Consider the following 24,513-nt stretch of genomic DNA (forward strand, 5'->3'; position numbering starts at 1 on the left):
CTCTGACCCGCTGCAAGGAGATGGCCGTGCGTATTCACTCACGCGTGCTGGCGGGCCTGACCCTGTCTTTTCTCTTGTCCGCCTGTGTCAGCGGCACCCGATCGGACTTTGCGGTCGAGGATCGCGGCGGGGCCGTGCCCATGGGTGTGACCGGGACGGACGATCGGCCCCTGCGTTTCTATCTGGACGATGAAAGTCGGGTCGCCTTCTTCGAGAAAGAGGTGCGGGAGGGCCTGCCGGTCGGACCGGACGGCCATCTGGATTTCGTCGCCCTTTCAGGCGGCGGATCGAACGGAGCCTTTACCGCAGGCCTGATGGTCGGCTGGACCGCATCGGGCACCCGCCCGGACATGGAGATCGTGACCGGGGTCTCGACCGGGGCTCTGGCGGCACCCTTCGTCTTTCTGGGTCCCGACTGGGATGATGAGCTGACCGAGGCCTATACCGGCGGGGCGGCCAGCCGCCTGCTGCAACGCCAGGGTCTGGGTACCTTCTTCGGGTCCGGAATCTATCGCGGTGAGCCGCTGCGGGCCCTGGTCGAACGCTATGTCACCGAGGAGATGCTGGTGGCGGTCGCGGCAGAGGCCAGGAAGGGGCGGGTGCTGCTGGTGGCGACCACCGATCTGGATTCCCAGCGAGGGGTCAGTTGGGACATGGGGGCCATCGCCATACGTGGCGGCCCGGACGCCCTGGCTCTATTCCGCAATGTTCTGGTCGCTTCGGCCAGTATTCCCGGCGCCTTTCCGCCGGTCCTGATCCCGTCGGAGAGCGGGGGGCTGCGGTTCGAGGAAATGCACGTCGACGGCGGGGTGGCGACCCCCTTCCTGGCTCTGCCCGATACCTTCTGGTCGTATCAGGATGATGCCGGCCGGCTGCGCGGGGCGCGGCTGCATGTGGTCGTCAACGGCCGGATCGCGCCCAGCTTCGACATCACCCGGGACAGCCTGCAAGGGGTGTTGGGGCGCAGCGTGGACACCATGCTGCGTACCTCGCTGGTCTCGACCCTGGCAGGGAACCGCGCCTTCGCTGACCGTAACGGTCTGGTCTTCCGCTTCGCGGCCCTGCCGGACGACAGCACCGCCGATCCGCTGGACTTCGATGTCGAGGCGATGCGCGCGGTGTTCGAGGTGGGCCGGACCGGCGCGTTGGACGGCTCGATCTGGCGCTAATCCCGGTGATAGGGCGATCCGGCCAGGATGGTCACCGCCCGGTACAGCTGTTCGGCCAGCATGGCGCGGGCCAGGGCGTGGGGCCAGGTCTGGGGGCCGAAGGCCAGGGTTGATCCGGCAGCTGACAGGACGCTGGGGTCCAGCCCGTCCGCTCCGCCGATGGCGAACACCAGCCGCCTTTCGCCGCGATCCCTAAGCGCGGCAAGATGATCGGCAAAGGCGCGCGACGAATAGGTCCGGCCGCGTTCGTCGCAGGCGATCAGATGGGCCCCCTCCGCCGCCTTCAGGATCAGCTCGGCCTCGGGGGCCTTGCCGGTCTTGCGCGGTTCCAGATCGACCAGGTCCAGCGGACCCAGCCCCAGGGCCCGCCCGGCCAGGGTTGCGCGATTGGCATAGTCGGCGGCCAGGGTCGCTTCGGGTCCGCGTCCCGGTCGGCCAATAGCGGCGATGGCCAGCTTCATCGGGCCGGGTTCAGGCTCAGGGGATCAGACGCGCGCGGTGCGGTGCGCGCTGTCGACCGACCAGATCTTTTCGATGTTGTAGAAGGTCCGAACCTCGGGCCGGAACAGGTGGACGATCACGTCCCCCGCGTCGATCAGAACCCAGTCGCAGTGCGGCAGGCCCTCGACCTTGGCCTTGCCCAGGCCATGGTCCTTCAGCGTGCGCAGCAGGTGATCGGCCAGGGCGCCGACATGGCGGTGCGACCGGCCGGACGCCACGATCATGGCATCGGCCATGGGCGACTTTCCGCGCAGGTCGATCAGGACGATGTCCTGGGCCTTGTCGTCGTCCAGCTTGGCCAGCAGGGCCTCTTCCAGCGCGGTGCCGCCGACGGGCAGGGCTTCGCGCGGGCCGTCGAAGCCGGGACCATCATGGCCGGCCTCTGCGAAATCGGGGGCTAGGTCCGACCCGTCTTCGTCGTGAATGGGCGCAATCGCATCCATTTCATGGGCCGTGTTCGATACGGCTTCATTCTGCGCATCGTGCGCGGGCGAGGGGGTCAGTGGAAGGCTCCGGGACGGTGACTAAAGCAGACACCTAGCACAGATGGCGGGAAACGTCACGCACCTGCGCGGCCTGCCCGGATCGCCGTCGAAGACTTGGCGTTCAGCGGCGCGGTCAGATAGGTCCAGGCCGGGGCCGGCATGGAGGGCAGCATGCGCGCCCGCTCCTGTGGCACGCGAAACGAAGCAAAGCGGGCGGCGGCAGGCGAGGTGCGGCTTTCCAGCAGCGAGCCGGGCCGTGCGATGACCGCCACAGGCACGGCCCGCATGATGTCGGTCCATCCGCGCCAGCGATGGAAACCGGCCATATTGTCCGATCCCATCAGCCAGACGAACCGCACGCCGGGGTGCCGCGTCTGCAAGGCGCGCAGGGTATCGACCGTCCAGGTCGTGCCGACCCGCGTCTCGAAATCCGACACCACCATCTCGGGCCCCGTCGCCAGGGCGCGGGCCCCGGCCATACGCTCGGCCAGGGGGGCGGTATGAGCGCTGTCCTTCAGCGGATTCTGCGGCGAGACCAGCCAGACCACCCGGTCCAGACCCAGCCGGTTCAGGGCCGTCTCGGCCAGGTGCAGATGGCCGTCATGCGCCGGATTGAACGACCCCCCGAACAGGCCGACCTTCATGCCTGCGGCCACGCCGAGGCCGTCGCGCAGGCCACCCGCGCGCGGACCCTGGGCTTTCGGAGCGGGACCGGCGTGGAACAGCGGCAAGAGGGGCTCTGGACGAAACGGGAGTTATGCTCACTTGCGCCCTAACACGCCGGATCGGCCCTGTCGCGCTTTACGGTGCCCAGGCTCCGGCGGGGGCGACGGCATCGCCATCGGCATCGACCTCGCCGCGCGTCTTCCTGACTTCGGCCCAGGCGGCACGGAGCAGTTCGGGCACGCCCTCGCCCGACACGCCGGAGACCAGCATGGGCCGGCGACCGGCCACGGCCTCCAGTTCCGCCGCCTTCTCCTCGCGCGCCTCGGGCGTCAGGGCGTCGACCTTGTTCAGGGCGAGAATCTCGACCTTGTCGGCCAAGCCCTCTCCGTAGGCTTCCAACTCGGCCCGAATGACGTGATAGGCCTCCGCCACGTCTTCCTGGGTTCCGTCGATCAGATGGATCAGTGAGGCCGACCGTTCGACATGGCCCAGGAATCGCGTCCCCAGGCCCGCGCCTTCGGACGCCCCGGCGATCAGCCCGGGAATGTCGGCGATGACGAACCGCTCGGTCGGGCTCAGGTCCACCATGCCCAGATTGGGCACCAGGGTGGTGAAAGGATAGTCGGCGATCTTGGGCCGGGCCGCGCTGGCCGCCGCCAGGAAGGTCGACTTGCCCGCATTGGGCAGACCCGCCAGGCCGATGTCGGCGATCAGCTTCAGCCGCAGCCAGACCCATTTCTCCTGGCCCTCCTGGCCCGGGTTGGCGTGGCGGGGGGCTTGGTTGATCGGCCCCTTAAAGTGGACATTGCCCCAGCCGCCGTTGCCGCCGGTCAGCAGCTTCACCCGCTGGCCCGCCGTATCCATGTCCAGCAGGACCGTTTCCTTGTCCTCGTCCAGGACCTGGGTACCGACCGGCACGCGCAGGACGACGTCCTCACCCTTGCCGCCATGCATCTGGCGGCCCTGTCCATGGGCCCCGGTCGCAGCCTTGAAATGCTGCTGATAGCGGAAGTCGATCAGAGTGTTCAGGCCCTCGGCCGCCTCGATCCAGACATCGCCGCCCCGCCCGCCGTCGCCGCCGTCCGGTCCGCCGTTCGGAATGAATTTCTCTCGCCGGAACGAGACGGAGCCGGCCCCCCCGTTGCCGGAGCGGATATAGATTTTGGCCTGGTCGAGGAACTTCATCGGGGGGATTTCTAAGTCAGGGGCGCGATCGCTCGCAGCTTGATCGGGGCTTATGCCGCAAGACGACGGCGAATTACAGGCAGGCGCTTAAGCCGATCGAAACGCGCGGCCCCTAGCTTGGCCGCAAACATTCACGGAGAGATCAGAATGATCTCGCTGACGGCCCCTGCCGCCTCGCCCTATCCGGCGCTCCGGACCCTGCGCGATCCGGTCCCGTCCCCGACGGCGCGGGACGAGACGCCGCGCGTCGCCCTGCCCAGCCTGTCCGAAATGCGCGACGCCCAGAAGGCGCAGAAGAAGGCGATGGCGGCGAAAAAGGTGCAGGCCGTGCGCGAACGCATGGACGCGCTGAAGCTGCTTGTTCGGATCGACCAGAAGTCCGCGCTGAAGATGACGGCAGAGCTGGCCAAGGAACTGAAATCGGCGGTGACCGACTATGTCGAGGCGGGCGGCAAGAACGTCACCGATGGCGACATGGCCATGATCCGCAAACAGGCGTCAGAGGCCCGTGACGCCGCCGACACCGCGGCCGATGGCGTGCCGGCCGCACCGGTGGAGGCAGATGGGGCACCGGCTGCCGCCGTCGATGCCGACGCCCGGCGCGCCCAACAGGCCTATGCCGTCGCCGCCGAGTTCGCCCAGGGCCAGGACCACCGCGCCGACCGCCTGGAGGCGGTCGAGAGCGCGGCCGTGGCGGATCGGGGGTTCTTTGAGCAGGTCAAGCTGGCGCTCGGCGAGCTGAAGAAAGCCCGCGAGGACATCAAGGCCGACTGGGCCCACACCCGCAAGCCGGGCCAGAAGGACTGGGACGCCTCGGATCAGGCCATGGCCGAGCTCGAACAGGCGCTCGATTTCGCCCCCACAGGGGCACCGGAGCCGCTCTCCAGCGGGGCGTCCGTGAAAGCCTGAACCTAGGAACGATCGACAGTCGCCCGCTCTCTCCGTCATTCCGGGGCTTGGCGCTGCCAAGAACCCGGAACCCAGGGCCTCAGTCCGGGTCGGCGAGTTGACGCCGGAGACTGCTCTCCTGGGTTCCGGGTTCGCTCTGCGAGCGCCCCGGAATGACGGTGACCTGGCAGCGGGAAAGGATCAGCCCTTGGCCCAGACGCCGAACGGGTCGCTCCAGTCCAGACCCAGGGCCTGGGCCACCGCCGGATAGGTGATCTCGCCGCGCAGGACGTTCAGGCCGCGCGCCAGGTGCGGATCGGCCTTCAGCGCGTCCAGGCCCTTGTTCGCCAGAGCCAGGCCGAAGGGCAGGGTGGCGTTGTTCAGGGCTTCGGAACTGGTGCGCGGTGCGGCGCCCGGCATGTTGGCGACGCAATAGTGGACGACGCCATCGACGGTATAGGTCGGGTCCTCGTGGGTCGTGGCGTGGCTGGTCTCGAAACAGCCGCCCTGGTCGATGGCGACGTCGACCAGGACCGAGCCCGGCTTCATCAGCTTCAGATGCGCCTTCTTGACCAGCTTGGGCGCCTCGGCTCCCGGCACCAGGACGGCGCCGATCACTACATCCGCCTTCACGATCTCTTCCTCGATCGCGCCGATGGAGGAATAGCGGGTGATGACCCGCCCGCCCGTCACCTCGTCGATATAGGCCATGCGCGGGATCGACCGCTCCAGAACCACAACCTCGGCCCCCAGACCCATGGCCATGCGGGCGGCGTTAAGGCCGACGACACCGCCGCCCAGCACCAGCACCCGCGCCGGGGCCACGCCCGGAACGCCGCAGAACAGCAGGCCCATGCCGCCATTGTGCTTCAGCAGGGTCTCGGCGGCGGAAAAGACGGCGATCCGGCCGGCGACTTCCGACATCGGCGCCAAGAGGGGCAGTCCGCCCCGCGCGTCGGTGACGGTCTCATAGGCGATGGCCGCGCATTTCGACGCGATCAGGCCGCGCGTCTGTTCGGGGTCGGGGGCCAGATGCAGATAGGTATAGAGGATCTGGTCCTCGCGAAGCATTTCCCACTCGACCTTCTGGGGCTCCTTCACCTTCACGATCATGTCGTTGTCGGCAAAGATCGTGGCGGCATCGGCGACGATGGCCGCACCGGCACGGACATAGTCGTCGTCGGTGAAGCCAGCGCCCAGGCCGGCTCCGGTCTGGATCGCAACCGTGTGACCATGGGCGACGTACTCGCGCACGGCCGTGGGGGTCAGGCCGACCCGGTGTTCGTTCTTCTTGATTTCCTTGGGCACACCGACGCGCATTTCACTCTCTCCCTGTGAGGCGCTCCACCAGACTGGATGGACGCCGTTTGACGGCAATCTAGCGCCGCCCGAAACGCAGCATCCTGTTCATTTCGACGACTGAACGGCGTAAAGTCGCGGAAACCCGCATGGATTGCCCAAATGAAGACCGTTTCTGCCGTTGCCCTGGATGTCACCGACAGAAAGATGTTGCGCGCGCTTCAGGGTGATGGGCGCATGACCAATACCGAACTGGCGCGGTCGGTGAACCTGTCGGAAAGCGCCTGCCTGCGCCGGCTTCGTGCGCTGGAAGCGGCCGGGGTCATCAGCCGCTATGCCGCCATCATCAACGAACGGGCTGTGGGCCTGCCCATCAGCGTCTTCGTCACCGTCACCCTGTCGTCCCAGGCCGAAAGCGCCCTGACGGCATTCGAGACGGCCATCGCCACCGTGCCCGAGGTGGTGGAATGCTATCTGATGACCGGGGGCTCGGACTATCTGCTGCGGCTGGTCCTGCGCGACGTCGACGACCTGGAAAGAGTGCATTCACGAGAGTTGACCCGCATTCCCGGCGTGACCCGCGTTTCCTCCAGCGTGGCCATGCGTACGGTCGTCAAGCGCGGTGCCCTGCCGGTTTGACTTCGGACTTGCATCGCCTCTCTCGCCTGCCCAAGTCGAAGTCCGGACAGGCGGGGATGGGCTCAATGGATCGTGAGACTTGGGGCTGGGGACTGGTTGCCGTGGCCTGTTCGCTGGTGCTGGCGATCAAGGGGCTGGGACTGTTACCCCTGGGCCTGTTCGCCCTGGCCGTCGTCTGCGCCGCCCATCGTCCAAGCCGCAATCTGGTGACCGGGCCCCTGACCCGCTTCGTCGAGGGAAGGCCCCATCGCTGGCTGCTGATCGGACTGGGTGCCGCCCTGCTGTGGCAGCTGGTGGGCGTGGAGCTGGCGCTGCTGCTGGCCGGTGATGTCCTGGCCTATGTCGAGCTGATGGCTGCGGTCGGCCTGATCTCGGCCAATGCCCGGCTGGCTCCGGTCAAGGCGGCGGTCCTAGCCCGCGTCCAGCGCGTTCAAGCGGGTGTCGGTGCCGTCGCAAATCGGTTCGCCCGCTCGGTTCGCGCCCCGCGCCGGGCGCGGCCCCGTCGACCTAAGTGTGATGCCGGCGCTCCGGGCTGGGCTTACGCCTGACGCGCTGAGCCACGGCCACGATCAGCCAGACCGCTCCGATCGCCGCGAGAAGCTCGCCGAGGCCCTGGACCAGGCCGTAGCTGTAGAAGCCTTCGATCCCCGCCAGGACCTGCGCCAGGGCGATCATCGCCGCACCCTTGGCCAGCAGGACCAGGGGCCAGACGAAAGGGCCGGATTTCATCTCAGGGCCAGGGTCACGGCCTTGACGTCCACATATTCGTCGATGCCGTGGATCGAGCCTTCGCGGCCATAGCCCGACTGTTTGACACCGCCGAACGGCGCCACGGCCGTGGAGATCAGGCCGGTGTTGACGCCGCACATCCCCGCCTCGATCCGCCGTCCGATCCGCATGGCCCGGTCCAGGTCGCGGGTGAACAGATAGGATGCCAGGCCGAAGTCGCTGTCATTGGCCTTGCCCACCACTTCGTCCTCGGTCTCGAAGGCGAACACGGGGATCAGGGGCCCGAACGTTTCCTCGCGTCGGAACAGGGCATCATCGCCGCCGAGCGTCACGGTCGGCTGGAAGAACCGCCCGCCCAGGGCGTGCCGCGCCCCGCCGGTCAGCACCCGTCCGCCCGAGGCCGTGACCTGTTTCAGGTGATCCTCGACCTTGTCGACCGCCTTGTCCTCGATCAGGGGGCCGACCTTGACCCCGTCCTCGAAGGCGGGACCCACGGGGATCTTGGCCACTTCCGCGGCCAGCTTTTCGGCATAGGCCTCCGCCACCGAGGCCTCGACATAGACGCGGTTGGGACAGACGCAGGTCTGGCCGGAATTCCGGAACTTGCCCTTGATCGTCTCGGCCACGGCCAGGTCGATGTCGGCATCGGCGAACACGATCAGCGGGGCCGCCCCGCCCAACTCCATCGACACCCGCTTCAAGGTGGGCGCGCATTGCTCGGCCAGCTTGCGCCCCACCGGCGTCGATCCGGTGAAGGACAGTTTGCGGATCAGGGGCGAGGCCGTCAGCACCCCGCCGATCGTGGCGGCATCCCCGGTGACGACGCTCAGCGCCCCCTTGGGCAGCCCGGCCTCATGGGCCAGTTCGGCCAGGGCAATGGCGGTGAAGGGCGTCTGGCTGGCCGGCTTGACCACCGCCGTACAGCCTGCGGCAAAGGCCGGGCCCAGCTTCCGCGTCAGCATGGCGGCGGGGAAATTCCACGGTGTGATCAGAGCGCATGGCCCGACCGCCTGCCGGAACGTCAGGATGACATGGCCCAGCGGGCTGTCCTGGCTCTCGCCGATCAGCCGCTCGGCCTCGCCTGCGAACCACTTCAGAAAGCCGTTGGCATAGGTCACCTCGCCCTTGGCCTCCTCGAACGGCTTGCCGTTCTCCAGCGCCATCAGCGCCCCCAGGCCGTCCAGATGGTCGTCGATCAGCCCGGCCCAGGCCCGCAGGAAGGCCGCCCGCTTGTGCGGGTCTGATGTCGACCAATCGGCAAACGCGTCATGCGCTGCCTGGACAGCGCGCCCGGTCTCTGCGGTGCCCAGATCGGGGATGTGGCCCAGCACCTCGCCCGTCGCCGGGTCATCGACCGCGATGCCCGTGCCGTTTGCTGCGATGGCCTCCCCTGCGATCAGGGCGTGCTGGCGCAACAGTTTCAGACCGGCTTGGCGGGCGGCGGTGTTCATCGGACGATCTCCAGACCTCAGCGGATGAAATGGGGCACGAAGCGAGAGGTGTTCCGCGTTATGCGCCCCTTGTCCTCGCGTAACGCCAGACCCGCCGGTTCGTCCCCGACGATCCACGAACCGACGATCACATGCTGGCCATCGAACCGCGGCGGGGCATGCAGGGCCTGAAGGATGGCCGTGCCGTCATAGCCTGCGTCGATACCCTCCTCGCGCGCCTCGCCCTCGACGATGGCGATATTGGCCCCCTCGCGCGAGAACAGCGGCTTTCGCACATGATCGGGGCCCAGCCGCGACGCCGCCGGGTCGTTTTCGAAATAGGCTTCCAGCAGATTGGGATGGCCCGGGTGCCGCTCCCACAACAGGGGCAGGATCCCCTTGTTCGACAGGATGGCCTTCCATGCCGGTTCCAGAACCGTCACTCCGGCCCCCGGCAGAGGCTCGGCATAGTCGTCGCGCAGCATCTGCTCCCAGGGATAGAGTTTGAACATGGCCTGGATCAGCCAGTTCTCGTCGTCGACGAACTGGCCGTCCGCGTTCAAGCCGATCTGGTCGATGGCGATGAATTTCGGGTCCAGCCCCGCCTGCCGCGCCAGGTCTTCCAGGAACCGCACGGTCTGGCGGTCCTCGACGAAGTCCGCGTCCGAGCTGAAATGAACGAAGCCACCGTCCGGGAAGATGGCCCGGAACCGGTCGATCAGCTTTTCATGCAGGCTGTTGAACTGGTCCGCATCGGCCGGCAGCGTCCCGTCCGCGATCCGGTCCTCCAGCCACAGCCACTGGAACACCGCCGTCTCGAACACACTGGTCGGGGTATCGGCATTGTATTCGTAAAGCTTGGCCGGGGACTGGCCGTCGTAGGCGAAGTCGAACCGGCCATAAAGCGACGGCTCGGCCCGCTTCCAGCTGTCGGCGACATAGTCGCGAGAGGCCTCAGGGATTTCCAGCAGGCTCATCAGCCGCTCGGATTTCACTGCCTCGTCGACCAGGTCCAGACACAGGCCATGCAGTTCGGCCGTCGGGGCCTCGATCCCGTCCTCGATCTGTTCGAGGCTGAACTCATAGGCCGCACTCTCGTCCCAATATCGCTCGCCGGAATCGTGATGCCAGGTGAACCCCACCGCATCGGCCCGCGCCTGCCAGTCGGGCCGGGGGTCCAGGGTCAGACGCTTCATGGGTTACTCCGTCTCCTCCCCATCAAGGATGGGGAGGGGGACCACGAAGTGGTGGAGGGGCTCTTTCCGCCACACGATCGCGTCCGGTTAAACACCCCCTCCGTCACGGCGCTAAGACGCGCCGCGCCACCTCCCCATCGCTTCGCGACAGGGAGGAGACAGTTCAGCCCCGGTCCTTGTCCACCGGCACGCTGGTGCCGATCATCGGCGTGACCACTGTCACCGGACGGGCCGAAAGCCGGGCCAGGACGTCGTCGGCCGAAGAGTGGCCGGGCAGAATGCCTGCTTCACGCAATTTGGCGTCCAGATCGGCGCCGGTGCGCTTGTCTTCCAGTTCCTGGCCAGCCCGCAGCTTTTCTTCGTTGATGGCCTGGCGCTGCTTGATGCGTTGCAGGCTGTCGGCGGCCGATCCGATCCGCGACTGGGCCCCCGCCGATTGCAGGGCGACCGAGGTCTGGGCCCGCTGGACCGAGTCGTTCACCTTCACGATGTCGATCTCGCGCCGCAGGGTCTCGATCTTCTGATCGGTGGTGGCGATGGCCGTGCGCAGGCGGGCTTCAGCCGCCTTCATGTCCTCGATCAGCGGCCCGCGCGTGCCGATCTCGGTTTCCAGCTCGGCGATCCGCTGGGCGACCTCGCGCGCCAGATCCTCGCGACCCTGCGACAGGGCGCTGCGGACCGAGCTTTCGTACTTGGCGATCTGCTCGCCGAAGCTCTTGAGTTCGTTCTCGGCCATCCGGCGACGGGCGACCAGTCCGGCCAGGTCGTCGCGGGCCTTGCCCTGGGCGTTGTCGGCGTCGCGGATCTCCTGGTCCAGGATCTTCAGCGCATTGGCATCGACCACCCCTTGGGCGGCGTCATGGGCGGTGCCGCGGAACAGGGCGGACAGTTTGGCGAGCATGGACATGTCTTCGATTTCCCCGGGTGGATCAGGCGGCCGTGTCGGCGCCGAAGGTTTCACGCAGTTCGGTCGCATCGATGGCGTTCTGGGCCAGGGTGCGCAGTTCGATCAGTATGGTCTGCAGGCTGGTCCGGCACGACAGCTCGCCCATCAGCTCATAGACGTCTTCGCCCCCGACCGAGGTAATGGCGAAGTTCGACAGGGGCACGATCCGCTGGGCCTTCAGAAGGAATTCGTTGAACGCGTGCCGGTCGTTCTGCTCGGCCACGGGCCACAGCAGGACCGAGCAGACGATCTGGTCGCCGCCGACGCTCAGATAGATCGGCAGGTCGCCGAAGTCGTGCATGGTGGCCAGCAGGACCGGATCGGCCCCCTCCACGACCCGCAGGCTCAGCTCGCCGTCGCGGATCAAGGGCGATGCGTCCAGCGCCGCCTTGATGGCGGGCACGGTCCAGGCAGTTTCGATCACGGCATCCATCGGTCAGTCAGCTCCGAAAGCGGGTGTGGCCTTAAAGGTGTGGGGTCCGGTCGTCAGGACAAGCCCCCTCGGTGGCTTCCTGTAGCGTAATCCTCAGCGCGCCAACATCCCGCTCGCGGCCGGGGCCGTTCCGCGATAGGAGAGGATATGTTCAAGCGTCTGTTCGGACAGAAGCCGTCGGAGCCGGTCAGGACCCTGGCCGAAGTCCGCAACATCACGGTCGGTCGGACCGTGGCCCTGGACCCCTTGGCCTGGCGGCGCCTGGGTGCGGATACCCATTTTGCGCTCGATCGCGACGCGCTGGAGATTACGGCCCAGGGCGTGGTGGCCCTGGACGGCGGCACCTTCGTGCATCGCTTCTATACCGACGACCATGTGATGCTTCAGGCCATGAGCGACGACGAGGCCGGGCAGGTCGCCTACGACTTCACCCTGTTCACGCCCTGGTCGTCTGCCTATCCGCCCGACGATCGCGCCCGGCGGCTGTGGCGTGACCGATTGTCCGAGCCGGTCTTCAAGGGCGCACCCGAGGGCCTGCCCGAATATCCCCGCTTCTGGTTCAGCGAAGACGACGCCCGTCAGCCGCCGGTCACCCTGTGGGAAAGCATCTATGACGACCGCACGGCGACCACGCCCTACGCCAAGATCTTCCAGACCTGCATGCTTTATGCCCGCGATCTGCCCGACGGACGCGAACTGATGATTGCCCTGGAGCAGGAGCCCGAAGGGGGCGACGTCAGTCATGAGATCATGATCGGCATCCCCCTGGAAATGGCGGAGTTCCGGGCGTGAACGACCCTCACTCTCTTCGTCACTCCCGATCGCTGCGTGCCAGCGGATAACGGAAGCCAACAGGAGCTAAACCCATGGACTGGTTCGCGTTTCAGACGGGGGCGATCGCCTTCATCATCGCCTTTGCTGCGGCGGTGGTGTTCTTCGTGGCGTTCAAGTACGTCTATCAGTGGGTCACGCCCTATCATGAGCGGGATCTGATCCGTCAGGGCAATACGGCGGCTGCCGTCGCGCTGGGCGGGGCTCTGATCGGCTATGTCCTGCCGCTGGCCTCGGCCTTGTCGCACACCGTCAGCCTTCCGGAATTTGCGGCCTGGGCCCTGCTGGCCGGGGTGATCCAGATCGTCGCCTTCATCGTCGTCAGCCGCTTTGTCTACAAGGCCCTGGCTGCCCGGATCGAGGCTGGCGAGCTGGCGGCGGGGGTCTATCTGGCCTCCATCTCCATCGGCGTCGGTCTGCTCAACGCTGCCTGCATGACGGCCTGAGGCGCATCATGACTGATCAGACTCTGCCCCAAACCACCACCTTCCGCCGCCTGAAGCGCTCGCGCACCCTTCAGGTGACCAGCCTGATGGCCACCACGGCGTTTTCGCTGTCGGCCTGCAACTCGCCCCAAGTCGCCGCGCCGTCCGGCCCTCCGCAGCCGACCCTGGCCTATACCTCACTGGCAGAGTGCAAGGCCGAGGACGTCATCGCCGATGCCGAGTGCGACGCCGCCTATGCCGAGGCCCAGAAACAGGCCGAAGCCACCTCGCCCCGCTATGCCACGCGCGAGGAGTGCGAGGGTCAATGGGGTCCGTCGCAGTGCGAGCCACGCGGCAATGGCTCCTTCTTCGGTCCCCTGGCCACGGGCTTCATCATCGGCCAGCTGCTGAACGGCGGCGGTTATCGCGGCGGTGGCCCGCTGTATCGCGACCGCGACAACCGTTATTCCAACGGTTACGGCGGCGGCTATCTGGCGCGAGACTATCGCACCGGTCGCACCATCACGGACGCCCGTGACCATACCCCGGCGGCCCGCCAGGCCCCTTCGCGGGTGCAGAGCCGCACCACCGTGGTCTCTCGTGGCGGGTTCGGCGGCGGGGGTCGCAGCTACGGCGGCTGATCAGTCGCCGATGGTGTCCAGGTCGCGGCCCCGCGTCTCGGGCAAGCAGATCAGGCTGACGATCACCGCCAGCAGGGTGAAGCCGACCGAATACCAAAGGCCGAAATAGATGTTCCCCGACCAGGCCACCAAGGCGAAGCTGGCTGCGGGCAGCAGACCGCCGATCCAGCCGGTGCCGACGTTGTAGGGCAGGCTCATGGCCGTATATCGCACCCGGGTCGGGAACAGCTCGACCAGGGCTGCGGCCTGAGGTCCATAGAGGGCGCAGGCGGCGATGATGAAGATCATCATGATCCCGAAGACGGCGGGCAAGTTGATCCGCGCCGGATCGGCCCGGTCCGGATAGCCGGCGCTGACCAGGGCCGCCTTGATGCGGCCGTCCACTTCGGCGCGCGCAGCCTTCAGGGCGGCCGGCGTCAGGCCCGCGCCCTCGACCGAGGCCACCTCCACCGCGCCGATGCGAACCACGGCAACCGTGCCCGTCGGAGCCGCCTGGTTGTCGTAGGAGACCCCGGCGTTGGACAGCACATTCTTGGCGATGTCGCAGGAACTGGCGAAGGCGGTCTTGCCCACGGGATCAAACTGGATGGCACAGGTCGCCGGATCGGCCACCACCACCACGGGCGAAGAGGCCTGGGCCTCGGCCAGGGCCGGATTGGCCGCCCGGGTCAGGGCATGAAAACCAGGGAAGAAGGCGATCAGGGCCAGGATCATCCCACCCAGCATGACCGGCTTTCGTCCCACCTTGTCCGATAGCCAGCCGAAAAAGACATAGAGGAAGGCCGAACAGACCGTCACCGCCAGCACCAGCTGATCGACGGTCGACACCTCCACTTTCAGAACCCGCTCCATGAAGAAGCGGGTATAGAAATAGCCGCAGTACCAGACCGCGCCCTGGGCGATCATGATGCCGAACAGGGCGATCAGCACGTATTTGCCGTTCTTCCAGGTGCCAAAGGCCTCGCGGTAAGGGGTCCGGCGTGCCCCGCCCTCCGCCTCCATCCGCTTGTAGGCCGGGCTCTCGTTCAGCTTGAGCCTGATCCACAGCGACACGATCAGCAGGAGCAGCGACAGCAGGAAGGGGATGCGCCAGCCCCACTCGTCGAAGGCCTCGGTTCCGAGAATGGCCCGCGTCGTCAGGATGACGCTGAGCGCGCCGATCAGACCCAGGGCCGCCGTGGTCTGAATCCAGCCGGTCAGCAGGCCGCGCCTGGGCCGCGGGGAATGTTCGGCGACATAGATGGCGGCTCCGCCGTATTCTCCGCCCAGGGCAAAGCCCTGAAGGATGCGCATCAGGATCAGCAGGATCGGAGCGACGATGCCGATCTGGTCATAGTCGGGCAACAGACCGATGGCGACCGTGGCAAATCCCATCAGGCTGATGGTCACCAGAAAGGTGGTCTTGCGTCCCGTCTTGTCGCCGAACCAGCCGAAAACCAGCGCGCCGAGGGGCCGCACCACGAAGCCGACGCCAAAGGTCAACAATGCCAGGATGTAGGAGGCCGCCTCGCCGACATCGGCATAGAAATGCCGGGCGATGACGGTGGTCAGCGAGCCGAAGATGAAGAAGTCATACCATTCGAAGGCCGTGCCCGCTGCGGAGGCTCCGACCACGGTTCGCAATCCGGGCTCGCCCTGTTCGCGATCCCTCGACCCTTCGATATCAGCCATTGGTTTCCCCAACCCTGGTGCTTCTGCTGAGCGCCTGATCGGATGCTAGCTTGGCCATAGACAAACGAAAACCCCGCCAACCTTGCGGTCGACGGGGTTCCGGCTCGCGGCCGAGGTCGGGGAGACCGACCGCGAGTGTGCGTTGATCTCAGATCAGCAGGTGCGGCCTTCGGCGCACTGCTCGACAGCCTGGCCAGCGGCCTGAGCGTCTTCACCCACGCCGGCGACGGTGTTGCAGGCGGCGGTGGTCAGGGCGGCGGCGGTCGCGATCAGAACGAAAATCTTGCGCATGGGAAGGCTCCGGTGAATGAAACAGGTCGGGCGAGAACCTTGGCCGTCGTCCTCGTCTGCCTGATCAACGCGATGCGCGCGGCGCGGTTCCGTATGGAACTACTTCTCCGGGGGGGCGCGTCGCTTCAGGCGTGGCGAAGGTCATCCGCGCGATGGTTCCGCCTCCCGGTGCCGGCGTCAGATCGGCCTCGCCGCGCAACTGTTTGGCAAAGGCCCCCATCAGGGTACGGCCGACGCCGGCGCGGGCTTCCTCATCCATCCCGGGGCCATTGTCCTCGACCTCCAGCACACTGGTCGTCCCATTGACGCGGAAGCGGACCTTGAGGTCGCCCCCTCGCCCGGCAAAAGCGTGTTTCTGGGCATTGGCGACCGCTTCCACCAGCCACAGGGCGAGCGGTGCCAGTTTGTCGGGATCGACCAGCAGGGAATCGGCATCGACCGCACTGGTCACGACCGGCCCCCGCATGGCCTCGCCGGCCACCAGCTGCCCGACCAGTTCGGTCAGGAAGACCTTGGCGTCAGCGTGCCTTATGTCGTCGCTCTGATAGAGGGTGCGATAGATCAGGGCCAGGGCCGCGATCCTCTGGAGCGTATCGCCCAGGGCCGCCTTGGCCGGTGCATCCTTGAGGGCCCGCTGCTGCATGCTGAGCAGGGACGAGATGATCTGAAGGTTGTTTTTCACCCGGTGGTGGATCTCGCGCATCAGCGCGTCTTTTTCCTCCAGCGAGTCGGTCAGTGATCGGTCCCTTGCCGTGATCGCCTCGGCCAGCTCGTCGAGGGTGCGGGCCAGGACCCGGATCTCGGACGGGGCATTGACCGCCTGAACCGGTCGCACCGAAAACCGTCCCCGGGCATAGATGGCGGCGATCCGCTCCAGATAATCCAGCCAGCGGATCACGATCCGCTCCGACACCAGCATCACCGCCGCAAAGGCCAACAGCCAGGCCCCCAGCGGCAGCAGAAGCGTCCCGATCGGGTTCAGGCGGGCCCAGGACAACCAGCCCGGCGCTGGCGCAGACAGCAGGACATAGACATCGCGTCCCGCCAGGGCCGCCCCGGCATAGACGCGCCTGTGACCCGACGCATCCACAGCTTCGAACTGGGCCGAGGAACCGGCCCGCGCGCGCTCGACCCAGCCGGCAACGCTGTCGCCCCGGCTGGCCTGGAACGCCTGGGGGTCTGTGGCGATGAGGATGTTGCCGTCCGCATCGGTCAGGGCCGCCTCGGAGCCCTCCGGCAAGGCCCGGTCGCGCGTGTCAGGTTGAAGGGCACTGAGGGGGATGATCGCCGCCATGGACCCGTCAAAGGCCCCCAGAGGGCGCTCCAGACGGATCGCCGCGATCAGGGCAGGGCCGTCCGTCGCGCCGTCTGGAGCACGGGCGACCGTCATCGGTTCGCCCAGGCGCAGCCGGGTAAACCAGGGGTCGCGCCCGGCCTGGGCCTGCCAGGCGGCGGCCGAGGGCCGGAGGTCAGAGGCACAGGTGGCCGTGCCCGTGGCACTGTAGCGAACCAGGCTGGAATAGCCGTCGAGCCTGTCGACCAGAGCCGTCAGGCGCGGCCCGCAGAAGGGGCCCAGTGTTTCGGGACGCAGCGCCTGCAAAAGCACAGCAGCCCCGTCCAGTCGGCTCTTGGCCGCTGCCGCGCTGCGTTCGGCCGCCAGGGTCAGGTCGGTGCGCCGATCTTCGGCCTGACGCCGGAAGTCGTTCACCGTCTGGACGGCGCTCAGGATCAGTATGGGGGCCAGGGCGACGGCCATGGCCATGCCCATGCGAAAGCGGATGCCCTGGAACCGTGGCGCGGCCAGCCCTCGGCCCAATGACCGTCCCAGACGCACCACCCGCTCAGCCCTGCCGAGTGCCGCTCAGGCGATCTGCATCGGCCAGGATGGAGCGCATGGCGTCGCCGGCCGCCTTGCCGTCGCGGGCGTAGCCACCGCGTTCCAGCGTGGCCAGCAAGGCGCGCCGGGCACGGCTGACGCGGCTCTTTACCGTGCCCACCGCGCACTGACAGATGTCGGCAGCCTCTTCGTAGGCAAAGCCGCCGGCCCCGACCAGGATAAGCGCTTCGCGCTGTTCCTTGGGCAGGGTGTTCAAAGCCATGCGCAGTTCGTCCAGTGCGACGGGGGCCTCGGGATCGTCCACAGCGACCAAGGTCCGCTCGGCGGCTTCCTGATCGAGCTGCGACTGCCGCCACGAACGGCGCTTTTCCGAATAGAACTGGTTGCGCAGGATCATGAAGGTCCAGGCCTTCATGTTCGTGCCCATTTGATAGCTGGCCCGCGCATCCCACGCCTTCATCATGGCGTCCTGGGCCAGATCGTCGGCAGCCGTCGGGTCCCCCGTCAGGGTCCGCGCGAACGCGCGCAGATGCGGGATCAGGGTGATCAGCTGCGCCTTGAAGGCATTGTCGTCCGCAGAGGGCGGCTTGGGGGCCGGTCCGGTCATGCGCCACCCTTGCCGGTGCGGTCATCCGCACGGCGCAGAATATCCAGGAACTCGTCCGGCACCGGCTCGTTAACCACCTCGTCGAACATGTGGCGGAGCTTTACGCCAATGGCCTGTTGGCGCAGGCGCGCCTCTTCAAGGCCAGCTTCGTTATCCGAGGCCGCCGAGTTGCGTCGGGTGGGTTCAGAGTTTTCAATCATCAAGGGATCGATCGCCGCCGCTGGCTGCTGGGTAGGTGGTCGCCGGGAACGTCACCCGCGTGCTGGGGTTCCGTCATGGCTCAGCTTTAATGTGACCAGATTTTCAGACAAGCGGAACCGTTGCGGATTTGATACGTTTGCAGCGCCTACGGCGGCCTCATGGTAGGGGTTGCTTCCTGTCGGGGATTTTTTGAAATGAGCCTACTCGCCCGTCTCGCGCCGCACCTGCCTTATGTGCGCCGTTACGCTCGTGCCCTCACGGGCGATCAGACCACGGGCGACAACTATGTCCGCGTCGCGCTTGAAGCCCTGGCCGCCGGCGAACGTCAGCTGCCCTCGGACATGACGCCGCGTGTGGCCCTGTACCACGTGTTCCATGCCATCTGGTCCTCGACCGGTGCCCGTCTGGAGGATGCCAGCGGCCTGGAAGCGGGAGATGATGCCGCCAGCCGCCTGATGCGGATCTCGCCCCGTTCGCGCCAGGCTTTCCTGCTGACGGCGCTCGAAGGGTTCACGCCATCGGAGGCCGCCCAGATTCTCGGCGCGGACGCCCATGACGTCGAGCGTCTGATCAGCGAAGCCCAGGCCGATATCGACGCCGAACTGGCCACCGATGTCCTGATCATCGAGGACGAAGCCATCATCTCGGCGGACATCGAAAGCCTGGTGCGCGAACTGGGTCACAACGTCACCGCCACCGCCACCACCCACGACGAAGCGGTCGACGCCGTGGCCCGTCACCGTCCGGGTCTGGTTCTGGCCGACATTCAGCTGGCCGACGGTTCCTCGGGCATCGATGCGGTCAAGGACATCCTGAAACGCTTCGACGTTCCGGTCATCTTCATCACGGCCTTCCCCGAGCGTCTGCTGACCGGCGAACGGCCCGAGCCGACGTTCCTGATCACCAAGCCGTTCCAGCCGGAAACGGTCAAGGCGGCGATCAGCCAGGCCTTGTTCTTCCACCCCACGCGCCAGAAGCAGGCCGCCTGAGGTCAGTGCCGGAGGGGAAGGATCTTCCCCTCCGTCCCGCACGCTTTGCCCCTCGTCGCCTCATGGGCTAGGCAGGGATCAAGAAAGTGCGAGGGTTTAGATGCGTGTCTTGATTCTGGGTGGTGACGGATTCTGTGGCTGGCCCACGGCCCTGCACTTGTCGGCGCGGGGCTGGGACGTCACCGTGGTCGACAATCTGTCACGCCGGAACATCGACAACGAACTGGAAGTGCGTTCCCTGACGCCCATCCGCACCATGGGCGAGCGCATCGCCGCCTGGCAGGCCATCAGCGGGCGCAAGATCGACTTCGTCAACATGACGGTGGGCAAGGAGTTCGACCGTCTGGTGGCTCTGATCCGTGATGTCCGCCCCGACAGCGTGGTGCATTTCGCCGAACAGCGCGCGGCCCCCTATTCGATGAAGTCGGCGCGGCACAAACTCTATACCGTCGACAATAATCTGAATGCGACCAACCACCTCCTGGCGGCTATCGTCGAGAGCGGCCAGGACGTGCATCTGGCGCACCTCGGCACCATGGGGGTCTATGGCTATGCGACAGCGGGTCTTCGCATCCCGGAGGGCTATCTGAAGGTCACGGTGGAAACGGACCACGGGCCGACCGAACAGGAAATCCTGTTCCCGCCCAATCCGGGGTCCATCTATCACATGACCAAGACCCAGGACGCCCTGCTGTTCCAGTTCTATGCCCGCAATGACAATCTGCGGATCACCGACCTGCACCAGGGGATCGTCTGGGGCACCCAGACCGAGGAGACCCGCCAGGACGAGCGGCTGATCAACCGGTTCGACTATGACGGCGACTATGGCACGGTCCTGAACCGCTTCCTGATGCAGGCGGCGGTCGGCCATCCCCTGACGGTGCACGGCTCTGGCGGCCAGACCCGCGCCTTCATCCATATTCAGGACACGGTCCGCTGCGTCGAGCTGGCGCTGAAGAACCCGCCCAAGGCCGGCGAGCGGGTCAAGATCCTGAACCAGATGACCGAAAGCCACCGGGTCCGCGACCTGGCCGCCATGATCGCTAACCTGACCGGGGCCGAGGTCGCCCAGGTGCCCAATCCCCGTCAGGAAGCCGACGAGAACGATCTGGTCGTGGCCAATGACCAGTTCCGCGACCTCGGCCTGAAGCCGATCACCCTGCGGCAGGGTCTGATGGACGAGGTGACGGACATCGCCCGCCGCTATGCCGACCGGGTCGACATGACCAAGATCCCCTGCGTTTCCAGCTGGAACAGCCGCCGAGCCGAAGCGCTCACGGCCGACGCTCCTGCCGCTTCGGCGGCCCGGCCTGAACCTGCGGCGGTGCGCGCCTGACCGCGTCACTGCTGATCTTTGGCGGCGGATATCTGGGCCAGGCCGCCGGACGCGCCGTCATCGCGGCGGGCGGCCGAGCCATGGCGACGTCTCGCGATCCCCAGCGGCGTGCATCCCTGATCCAGGCGGGGATGGAGGCGATCGACCCGGCGGACCAGGAGGCCCTGTCGAACGCCGTCGCCACCTGCGGCCGTATTCTGATTACAGCCCCGCCCGAGGGGCCCGGCTGTCCGGGCGCGCGGGCTCTGATCCCGGCGATTGCCGCGACCGGCACCTATCCCGATTGGGTCGGCTATGTCTCTTCGACAGCCGTCTATGGCGATCGTGACGGCGGCTGGGCGTTCGAAGGCGATGCCCTGAATGCCGCCAGCCTGGAAGGTGCGCGCCGGGTCCGGGCCGAGCGCGACTGGCTGGACGCAGGCCAGGGCATGGGGCTGACGGTGCAGATTTTCCGACTGCCCGCCATCTATGGACCGGGCCGCTCGATCGTCGACCGGCTGAGCGCGGGCACGGCGCGTATCGTGGTCAAGCCGGGCCAGATCTTCAACCGGGTCCATGTCCAGGACGCTGTAGACGGCCTGTTCGCTTCGATGGCCCGGCCGCGACCGGGCGCGGCCTATAATCTTTGCGACGACGAGCCTGCCCCTTCCGACGTGGTCACCGCCTGGGCCGCGGCACGTCTGGGGCTTGAGACCCCGCCCCAGGTGGACTGGACCGATCCGTCGGTCTCGGAATCGATGCGGCGCTTCTACCGTGATTCAAAACGCGTCTCGAATGCCTTGGCCAAGGCCGAACTGGGCTGGCGACCGCGCCACCCGACCTGGCGGGAGGGGCTCGAGGCGATTATCGCAGAGGCCGAGCAGCAGGCGGCCGGTCAGGCATAGGGATCAGCGCCCGTAGCGCGCGCGATCGCAGCCCGCAGCTCGGGCAGGCCGCCCCCCTTTTCGGCCGAGGTCACGGCCACCTCTGGAAACGCAGCCGGGCGCTTGGAGATGGCCTTCAGGGTTGCTGCGGCGACGGCCTCAGCCTCGCCGGCCTTCAGCTTGTCGGCCTTGGTCAGCACGATCTGATAGCTGACGGCGGCCTTATCCAGAGCGTCCAGCGCCTCGGTATCGACCGCCTTCAGGCCATGGCGGCTGTCGATCAGCAGATAGACCCGCTTCAGCGTCACCCGACCGCGCAGATAGTCGCGGCCCAGGTCCTGGAATTTCTTGACCGTCGTGCGCGAGGCCTTGGCCCAGCCATAGCCCGGCAGGTCGACCAGCCGCATTCGCCCGTCCAGGTCGAAGAAGTTGACCTCTCGCGTCCGGCCCGGCTCGTTGGAGGCCCGCGCCAGCTTGTGCATTCCGACCAGGCCGTTGATCAGGCTGGACTTGCCGACGTTGGACCGGCCGGCAAAAGCGACTTCCGGCAGGTCCGGATCGGGCAGTTGCTCGATCTTGGCGCAGCCCATGACGAAGGTCGCAGGCCGCGAGAACAGGACCCGTGCAGCCTCGATCTCTTCGTCGGTGAAGTCGGTCAAGTGGCTGTCTTCTTGATGTATTTGTCGATGAACTGGTCGATCGGGTTCTCGGCCTTGAAGCGGTGCATGATCACATACTGCTGCAGGATCGACAGGATGTTGTTCCACGACCAATAGACCAGCAGGCCTGCCGCAAAGGGCGCCATGATGAAGGTGAACACCAGCGGCATGAAGGCGAAGATCTTGCGCTGGACCGGATCGGGCGCGGGCGGGTTCATCGCCTGCTGCAGCCACATGGTGGCACCGTAGAAGATGGCCAGGACGCTGAGCGCCAGGGTAAAGCCGCCGCCACCGTGGATCGAGATCAGCCCACCGATCAGCGGCACGGTGGACGGATCCCACGGGATCAGGCCGAACAGGGTCCAGATGTTGGACGGATCGCGCACGCTGAGGTCCTGGATCCAGCCGAAGAAGGGCGCGTGGCGCATCTCGATGGTGACGAACAGCACCTTGTACAGGGCATAGAAGACCGGGATCTGGATGATGATCGGGATACATCCGGCCAGAGGGTTGATCTTCTCGCGCTGATACAGGGCCATCAGCTCCTGCTGCTGTTTAGGCGCGTCGTCGGCGTATTTCTTCTTCAGTTCCTCCATCTTGGGCTGGAGGTTCCGCATCTTGGACAGGCTCTCATAGGCCTTGTTGGCCAGGGGGAACATGATGACCTTGACCACGACGGTCAGGGCCAGGATGGCCAGGCCGAAGTTGCCGAACACGCCGAAGAAGAAGTCCACGACCAGGAAGATCGGCCGCGTCAGGAAGAACAGGAAACCCCAGTCGATCGCATAGATGAAGCGCGGCAGGTCCAGCGACTTTTCGTAATCGGCCAGAACCTCGTTGCGCTTGGCTCCGGCGAACAGGCGCTGGGTCTCCACGATCTGGGCCCCCGGCGCGACGGTGCGGACCGAGCCCTGCAGATTGGCTTCGTGGACGTTCAGCCCGTTGACGTCGCGAACGCGGAACTCGGCACCCACCGTCTCGGCCTGGTCCGGGATCAGCGCGGCCATCCAGTATTTGTCGGTGATGCCCAACCAGCCGCCGGTCGTCTCATGCTGGACGCGGCCCTTCTTGACCCAGTCGTTGTACTTGACCTGTTCGGTCGAGAAGCCAGAGCCCTTGGAGAAGGTGCCAATGGCGCCTTCGTGCAGGATCGGCTGCTTGCCCAGGTCCGAAGGGATGCCCTGACGCTCGACCCGGCCATAGGGGCGCAGGGTGATCGCCTGGGTGCCCAGGTTGGCGACCGTATCGGTGACGGTGAAGACATAGCGGTCGTCGACCGCGACAACTCGCGTGAAGCGCAGGCCCTGTCCATTGTCCCAGGTCAGGGTGACCGGCGTGGTCGGCGTCAGCACCGAACCGGCCGTCAACTGCCAGGGCGTATTCGGCCCGGGGACGCCGCCGGCGACATTGGCTCCGATCCAGCCGAACTGGGCGAAATAGGCATGGTTCATGCCCTGGGGTCGGAACAGTTCAACCGGGGGCGAGCCCTCGGCCAGAGTCTGATCGTATTCGGTCAGGAACAGGTCGTCGATCCGGCTGCCGACCAGCGACAGCGATCCGCGCAGGGTCGGCGTCTGGATCGGCACGCGCTTGGCGGTGCCCAGGGCCTGGCGACGATCGGTGATGAAGACGGTGGGCGCGCCCGAGGCATCGGCGGCCGTGCCGACCTGGCCGGGTACCGGGGCTGACTTTTCCGCAGCAGCCAACTGGGCGGCCCGGCGGGCATCGGCCTGGGGCTGCAGCACGAACGCCTGATAGGCGAACAGGAAGATGACCGTGATCACGATGAAGATGATCGTGTTCCGGCTGTTCTCGCTTTTCATGGAGGTCCAGGGTCCTGGCCGGGAGCGGCACTGTCAGAGGGCGCGTCGCGGAGCGCGGGCCGGGGCGTCGCCAGCCTTGTAAGCGCCGATTTCACATCGTCAAGCAAACGGTCCCACGGACGGTCCGCCGTGCCCATGCGGGCGATGAACACATAGTCGCAGCCGGGGCAGCCGTGCAGGGGCAGAAGCGCCCTGGCTGCCTCGCGCAGTCGTCGCTTGGCGCGGTTGCGAATGACGGCACCGCCGATCTTGCGGGTGGCGGTGAAACCGACGCCGACCGCGGCTTCTGCATCGGCCCGATGCAGTTGCTGAACCACGACGGCCCCGCGGGCCTGAGAAACGCCTTTCGCGGCCGCCAGAAACTGGGGCCGCGAGGTCAGGCGACGAATTTCGAAAGGTTCACTCATCTGTTCCTCCCCCCTTGGGGGAAGGGGACCGCGAAGCGGTGGAGGGGCCAACCCCAGACAGGCACTTCGCGTCCGGCCCCCTCCACCACGCACAGCGCGGTCTTCCTCTCCCGACGGGAGAGGAATGAAGAAGGCGATGTCCGCCTTACGCCGTCAGGCGTTTGCGGCCCTTGGCGCGACGACGCGCAACGATCTTCTGTCCGTTCTTGGTGGCCATCCGCGAACGGAAGCCGTGACGGCGCTTGCGCACGAGTCGCGACGGCTGATAGGTCCGCTTCACGGTCGGCTCCTCAAAGCTGAATACAGGAAGCACCGGACATGAAGGCGTCCAGCGCAGGAGGGCGGGCGTATAAGGCGGCAGAAGGT

General features: G+C 66.6%; 29 protein-coding genes. 10 read left to right on the plus strand and 19 right to left on the minus strand.

The window, feature by feature from the left end:
• The first annotated feature begins 26 nt into the window (after nt 1-26).
• Entirely contained in the window at nt 27-1,169 is a 1,143-nt protein-coding gene (locus JIP62_RS10845; protein ID WP_230974736.1) for a patatin-like phospholipase family protein, read from the plus strand.
• On the opposite strand, the gene rlmH is transcribed toward JIP62_RS10845, so the two are convergent.
• From rlmH to obgE, 4 genes are all read right to left on the minus strand, one after another.
• Entirely contained in the window at nt 1,166-1,630 is a 465-nt protein-coding gene (rlmH, locus tag JIP62_RS10850) for a 23S rRNA (pseudouridine(1915)-N(3))-methyltransferase RlmH (RefSeq protein ID WP_201102201.1), read from the minus strand. The two genes, JIP62_RS10845 and rlmH, sit on opposite strands and share 4 nt — an antisense overlap.
• A 24-nt stretch (nt 1,631-1,654) precedes the next feature.
• Nucleotides 1,655-2,113 (minus strand): ribosome silencing factor, encoded by a 459-nt coding sequence (rsfS, locus tag JIP62_RS10855; protein ID WP_201102202.1) that lies wholly within the window; start codon nt 2,111-2,113, stop codon nt 1,655-1,657.
• A 116-nt stretch (nt 2,114-2,229) separates the two neighbouring features.
• A complete protein-coding gene (locus JIP62_RS10860; RefSeq protein WP_230974737.1) occupies nt 2,230-2,886 on the minus strand; it encodes a nicotinate-nucleotide adenylyltransferase in 657 nt (218 codons plus the stop codon).
• A gap of 70 nt (nt 2,887-2,956) precedes the next feature.
• Nucleotides 2,957-4,006: a GTPase ObgE gene (gene obgE, locus JIP62_RS10865; protein WP_201102203.1), complete on the minus strand. Its 1,050-nt coding sequence runs from the start codon at nt 4,004-4,006 to the stop codon at nt 2,957-2,959.
• 147 nt (nt 4,007-4,153) lie between these two features.
• Between obgE and JIP62_RS10870 the strand changes: the two genes are divergently transcribed.
• Nucleotides 4,154-4,915 (plus strand): hypothetical protein, encoded by a 762-nt coding sequence (locus JIP62_RS10870; RefSeq protein WP_201102204.1) that lies wholly within the window; start codon nt 4,154-4,156, stop codon nt 4,913-4,915.
• A 180-nt stretch (nt 4,916-5,095) separates the two neighbouring features.
• Here the strand turns inward: JIP62_RS10870 and ald are convergent, their stop codons facing one another.
• On the minus strand, nt 5,096-6,214 hold the full coding sequence (gene ald, locus JIP62_RS10875) for an alanine dehydrogenase (protein ID WP_201102205.1): 1,119 nt from the start codon (nt 6,212-6,214) through the stop codon (nt 5,096-5,098).
• A 141-nt stretch (nt 6,215-6,355) separates the two neighbouring features.
• Here ald and JIP62_RS10880 point away from each other — a divergent pair, with 141 nt between their 5' ends.
• Nucleotides 6,356-6,832: an Lrp/AsnC family transcriptional regulator gene (locus tag JIP62_RS10880; protein ID WP_201102206.1), complete on the plus strand. Its 477-nt coding sequence runs from the start codon at nt 6,356-6,358 to the stop codon at nt 6,830-6,832.
• A gap of 65 nt (nt 6,833-6,897) precedes the next feature.
• A complete protein-coding gene (locus tag JIP62_RS10885; protein WP_201102207.1) occupies nt 6,898-7,380 on the plus strand; it encodes a hypothetical protein in 483 nt (160 codons plus the stop codon).
• On the opposite strand, the gene JIP62_RS10890 is transcribed toward JIP62_RS10885, so the two are convergent.
• The 5 genes from JIP62_RS10890 to JIP62_RS10910 form a co-directional block, all read right to left on the minus strand.
• Complete coding sequence (locus tag JIP62_RS10890) at nt 7,340-7,561, minus strand: hypothetical protein (RefSeq protein WP_201102208.1); 222 nt, start codon at nt 7,559-7,561, stop codon at nt 7,340-7,342. The two genes, JIP62_RS10885 and JIP62_RS10890, sit on opposite strands and share 41 nt — an antisense overlap.
• Nucleotides 7,558-9,012 carry an NAD-dependent succinate-semialdehyde dehydrogenase gene (locus JIP62_RS10895; protein ID WP_201102209.1) on the minus strand — a complete coding sequence of 485 codons (1,455 nt, stop codon included), beginning with the start codon at nt 9,010-9,012 and terminating at the stop codon, nt 7,558-7,560. The genes JIP62_RS10890 and JIP62_RS10895 overlap by 4 nt, the downstream gene beginning before the upstream one ends.
• Before the next feature lie 17 nt (nt 9,013-9,029).
• Nucleotides 9,030-10,187, minus strand: coding sequence for a glutathionylspermidine synthase family protein (locus JIP62_RS10900; RefSeq protein ID WP_201102210.1), 1,158 nt, complete (start codon nt 10,185-10,187; stop codon nt 9,030-9,032).
• Between the two features lie 163 nt (nt 10,188-10,350).
• Nucleotides 10,351-11,094 (minus strand): PspA/IM30 family protein, encoded by a 744-nt coding sequence (locus JIP62_RS10905; protein ID WP_201102211.1) that lies wholly within the window; start codon nt 11,092-11,094, stop codon nt 10,351-10,353.
• A 22-nt stretch (nt 11,095-11,116) separates the two neighbouring features.
• Nucleotides 11,117-11,566, minus strand: a complete 450-nt coding sequence (locus JIP62_RS10910; protein WP_201102212.1) for a YjfI family protein — start codon at nt 11,564-11,566, stop codon at nt 11,117-11,119.
• A 147-nt stretch (nt 11,567-11,713) separates the two neighbouring features.
• Here JIP62_RS10910 and JIP62_RS10915 point away from each other — a divergent pair, with 147 nt between their 5' ends.
• The 3 genes from JIP62_RS10915 to JIP62_RS10925 all read left to right on the plus strand — a co-directional run bounded on the left by JIP62_RS10915 (nt 11,714) and on the right by JIP62_RS10925 (nt 13,463).
• A complete protein-coding gene (locus JIP62_RS10915) occupies nt 11,714-12,358 on the plus strand; it encodes a YjfK family protein (RefSeq protein WP_201102213.1) in 645 nt (214 codons plus the stop codon).
• 74 nt (nt 12,359-12,432) lie between these two features.
• Nucleotides 12,433-12,843, plus strand: a complete 411-nt coding sequence (locus JIP62_RS10920) for a DUF350 domain-containing protein (RefSeq protein WP_201102214.1) — start codon at nt 12,433-12,435, stop codon at nt 12,841-12,843.
• 8 nt (nt 12,844-12,851) lie between these two features.
• Entirely contained in the window at nt 12,852-13,463 is a 612-nt protein-coding gene (locus tag JIP62_RS10925; protein WP_201102215.1) for a DUF1190 domain-containing protein, read from the plus strand.
• On the opposite strand, the gene JIP62_RS10930 is transcribed toward JIP62_RS10925, so the two are convergent.
• The 5 genes from JIP62_RS10930 to nepR all read right to left on the minus strand — a co-directional run bounded on the left by JIP62_RS10930 (nt 13,464) and on the right by nepR (nt 18,069).
• Complete coding sequence (locus tag JIP62_RS10930) at nt 13,464-15,134, minus strand: MFS transporter (RefSeq protein ID WP_201102216.1); 1,671 nt, start codon at nt 15,132-15,134, stop codon at nt 13,464-13,466.
• Between the two features lie 153 nt (nt 15,135-15,287).
• On the minus strand, nt 15,288-15,425 hold the full coding sequence (locus JIP62_RS10935) for an entericidin A/B family lipoprotein (protein ID WP_201102217.1): 138 nt from the start codon (nt 15,423-15,425) through the stop codon (nt 15,288-15,290).
• 64 nt (nt 15,426-15,489) lie between these two features.
• Entirely contained in the window at nt 15,490-17,193 is a 1,704-nt protein-coding gene (gene phyK / locus JIP62_RS10940) for a sensor histidine kinase PhyK (RefSeq protein ID WP_201104718.1), read from the minus strand.
• A 73-nt stretch (nt 17,194-17,266) separates the two neighbouring features.
• Entirely contained in the window at nt 17,267-17,869 is a 603-nt protein-coding gene (locus tag JIP62_RS10945; protein ID WP_201102218.1) for a sigma-70 family RNA polymerase sigma factor, read from the minus strand.
• Nucleotides 17,866-18,069, minus strand: coding sequence for an anti-sigma T factor NepR (gene nepR / locus JIP62_RS10950; RefSeq protein ID WP_201102219.1), 204 nt, complete (start codon nt 18,067-18,069; stop codon nt 17,866-17,868). The genes JIP62_RS10945 and nepR overlap by 4 nt, the downstream gene beginning before the upstream one ends.
• A 195-nt stretch (nt 18,070-18,264) precedes the next feature.
• On the opposite strand from nepR, the gene phyR reads away from it, so the two are divergent.
• The 3 genes from phyR to JIP62_RS10965 all read left to right on the plus strand — a co-directional run bounded on the left by phyR (nt 18,265) and on the right by JIP62_RS10965 (nt 21,279).
• The gene (gene phyR / locus JIP62_RS10955; protein ID WP_201102220.1) at nt 18,265-19,059 is read left to right on the plus strand and encodes an anti-anti sigma factor/receiver protein PhyR; all 795 of its coding nucleotides are present in this window, start codon (nt 18,265-18,267) and stop codon (nt 19,057-19,059) included.
• Nucleotides 19,060-19,159: 100 nt separating this feature from the next.
• The gene (locus tag JIP62_RS10960) at nt 19,160-20,395 is read left to right on the plus strand and encodes an NAD-dependent epimerase/dehydratase family protein (RefSeq protein WP_201102221.1); all 1,236 of its coding nucleotides are present in this window, start codon (nt 19,160-19,162) and stop codon (nt 20,393-20,395) included.
• A gap of 80 nt (nt 20,396-20,475) precedes the next feature.
• On the plus strand, nt 20,476-21,279 hold the full coding sequence (locus JIP62_RS10965) for a Rossmann-fold NAD(P)-binding domain-containing protein (RefSeq protein WP_230974738.1): 804 nt from the start codon (nt 20,476-20,478) through the stop codon (nt 21,277-21,279).
• Here JIP62_RS10965 and yihA read toward each other — a convergent pair.
• From yihA to rpmH, 4 genes are all read right to left on the minus strand, one after another.
• Nucleotides 21,270-21,917 (minus strand): ribosome biogenesis GTP-binding protein YihA/YsxC, encoded by a 648-nt coding sequence (yihA, locus tag JIP62_RS10970; RefSeq protein ID WP_201102222.1) that lies wholly within the window; start codon nt 21,915-21,917, stop codon nt 21,270-21,272. The two genes, JIP62_RS10965 and yihA, sit on opposite strands and share 10 nt — an antisense overlap.
• Nucleotides 21,914-23,740 carry a membrane protein insertase YidC gene (yidC, locus tag JIP62_RS10975; protein WP_201102223.1) on the minus strand — a complete coding sequence of 609 codons (1,827 nt, stop codon included), beginning with the start codon at nt 23,738-23,740 and terminating at the stop codon, nt 21,914-21,916. The genes yihA and yidC overlap by 4 nt, the downstream gene beginning before the upstream one ends.
• The gene (gene rnpA / locus JIP62_RS10980; RefSeq protein ID WP_201102224.1) at nt 23,737-24,147 is read right to left on the minus strand and encodes a ribonuclease P protein component; all 411 of its coding nucleotides are present in this window, start codon (nt 24,145-24,147) and stop codon (nt 23,737-23,739) included. Before rnpA ends, yidC begins: the two co-directional genes overlap by 4 nt.
• A 145-nt stretch (nt 24,148-24,292) precedes the next feature.
• The gene (gene rpmH, locus JIP62_RS10985) at nt 24,293-24,427 is read right to left on the minus strand and encodes a 50S ribosomal protein L34 (protein WP_003164000.1); all 135 of its coding nucleotides are present in this window, start codon (nt 24,425-24,427) and stop codon (nt 24,293-24,295) included.
• Nucleotides 24,428-24,513 lie beyond the last annotated feature (86 nt).

Origin of the sequence: Brevundimonas vitisensis, from assembly GCF_016656965.1 — a bacterium.
GTDB lineage: Bacteria > Pseudomonadota > Alphaproteobacteria > Caulobacterales > Caulobacteraceae > Brevundimonas > Brevundimonas vitisensis.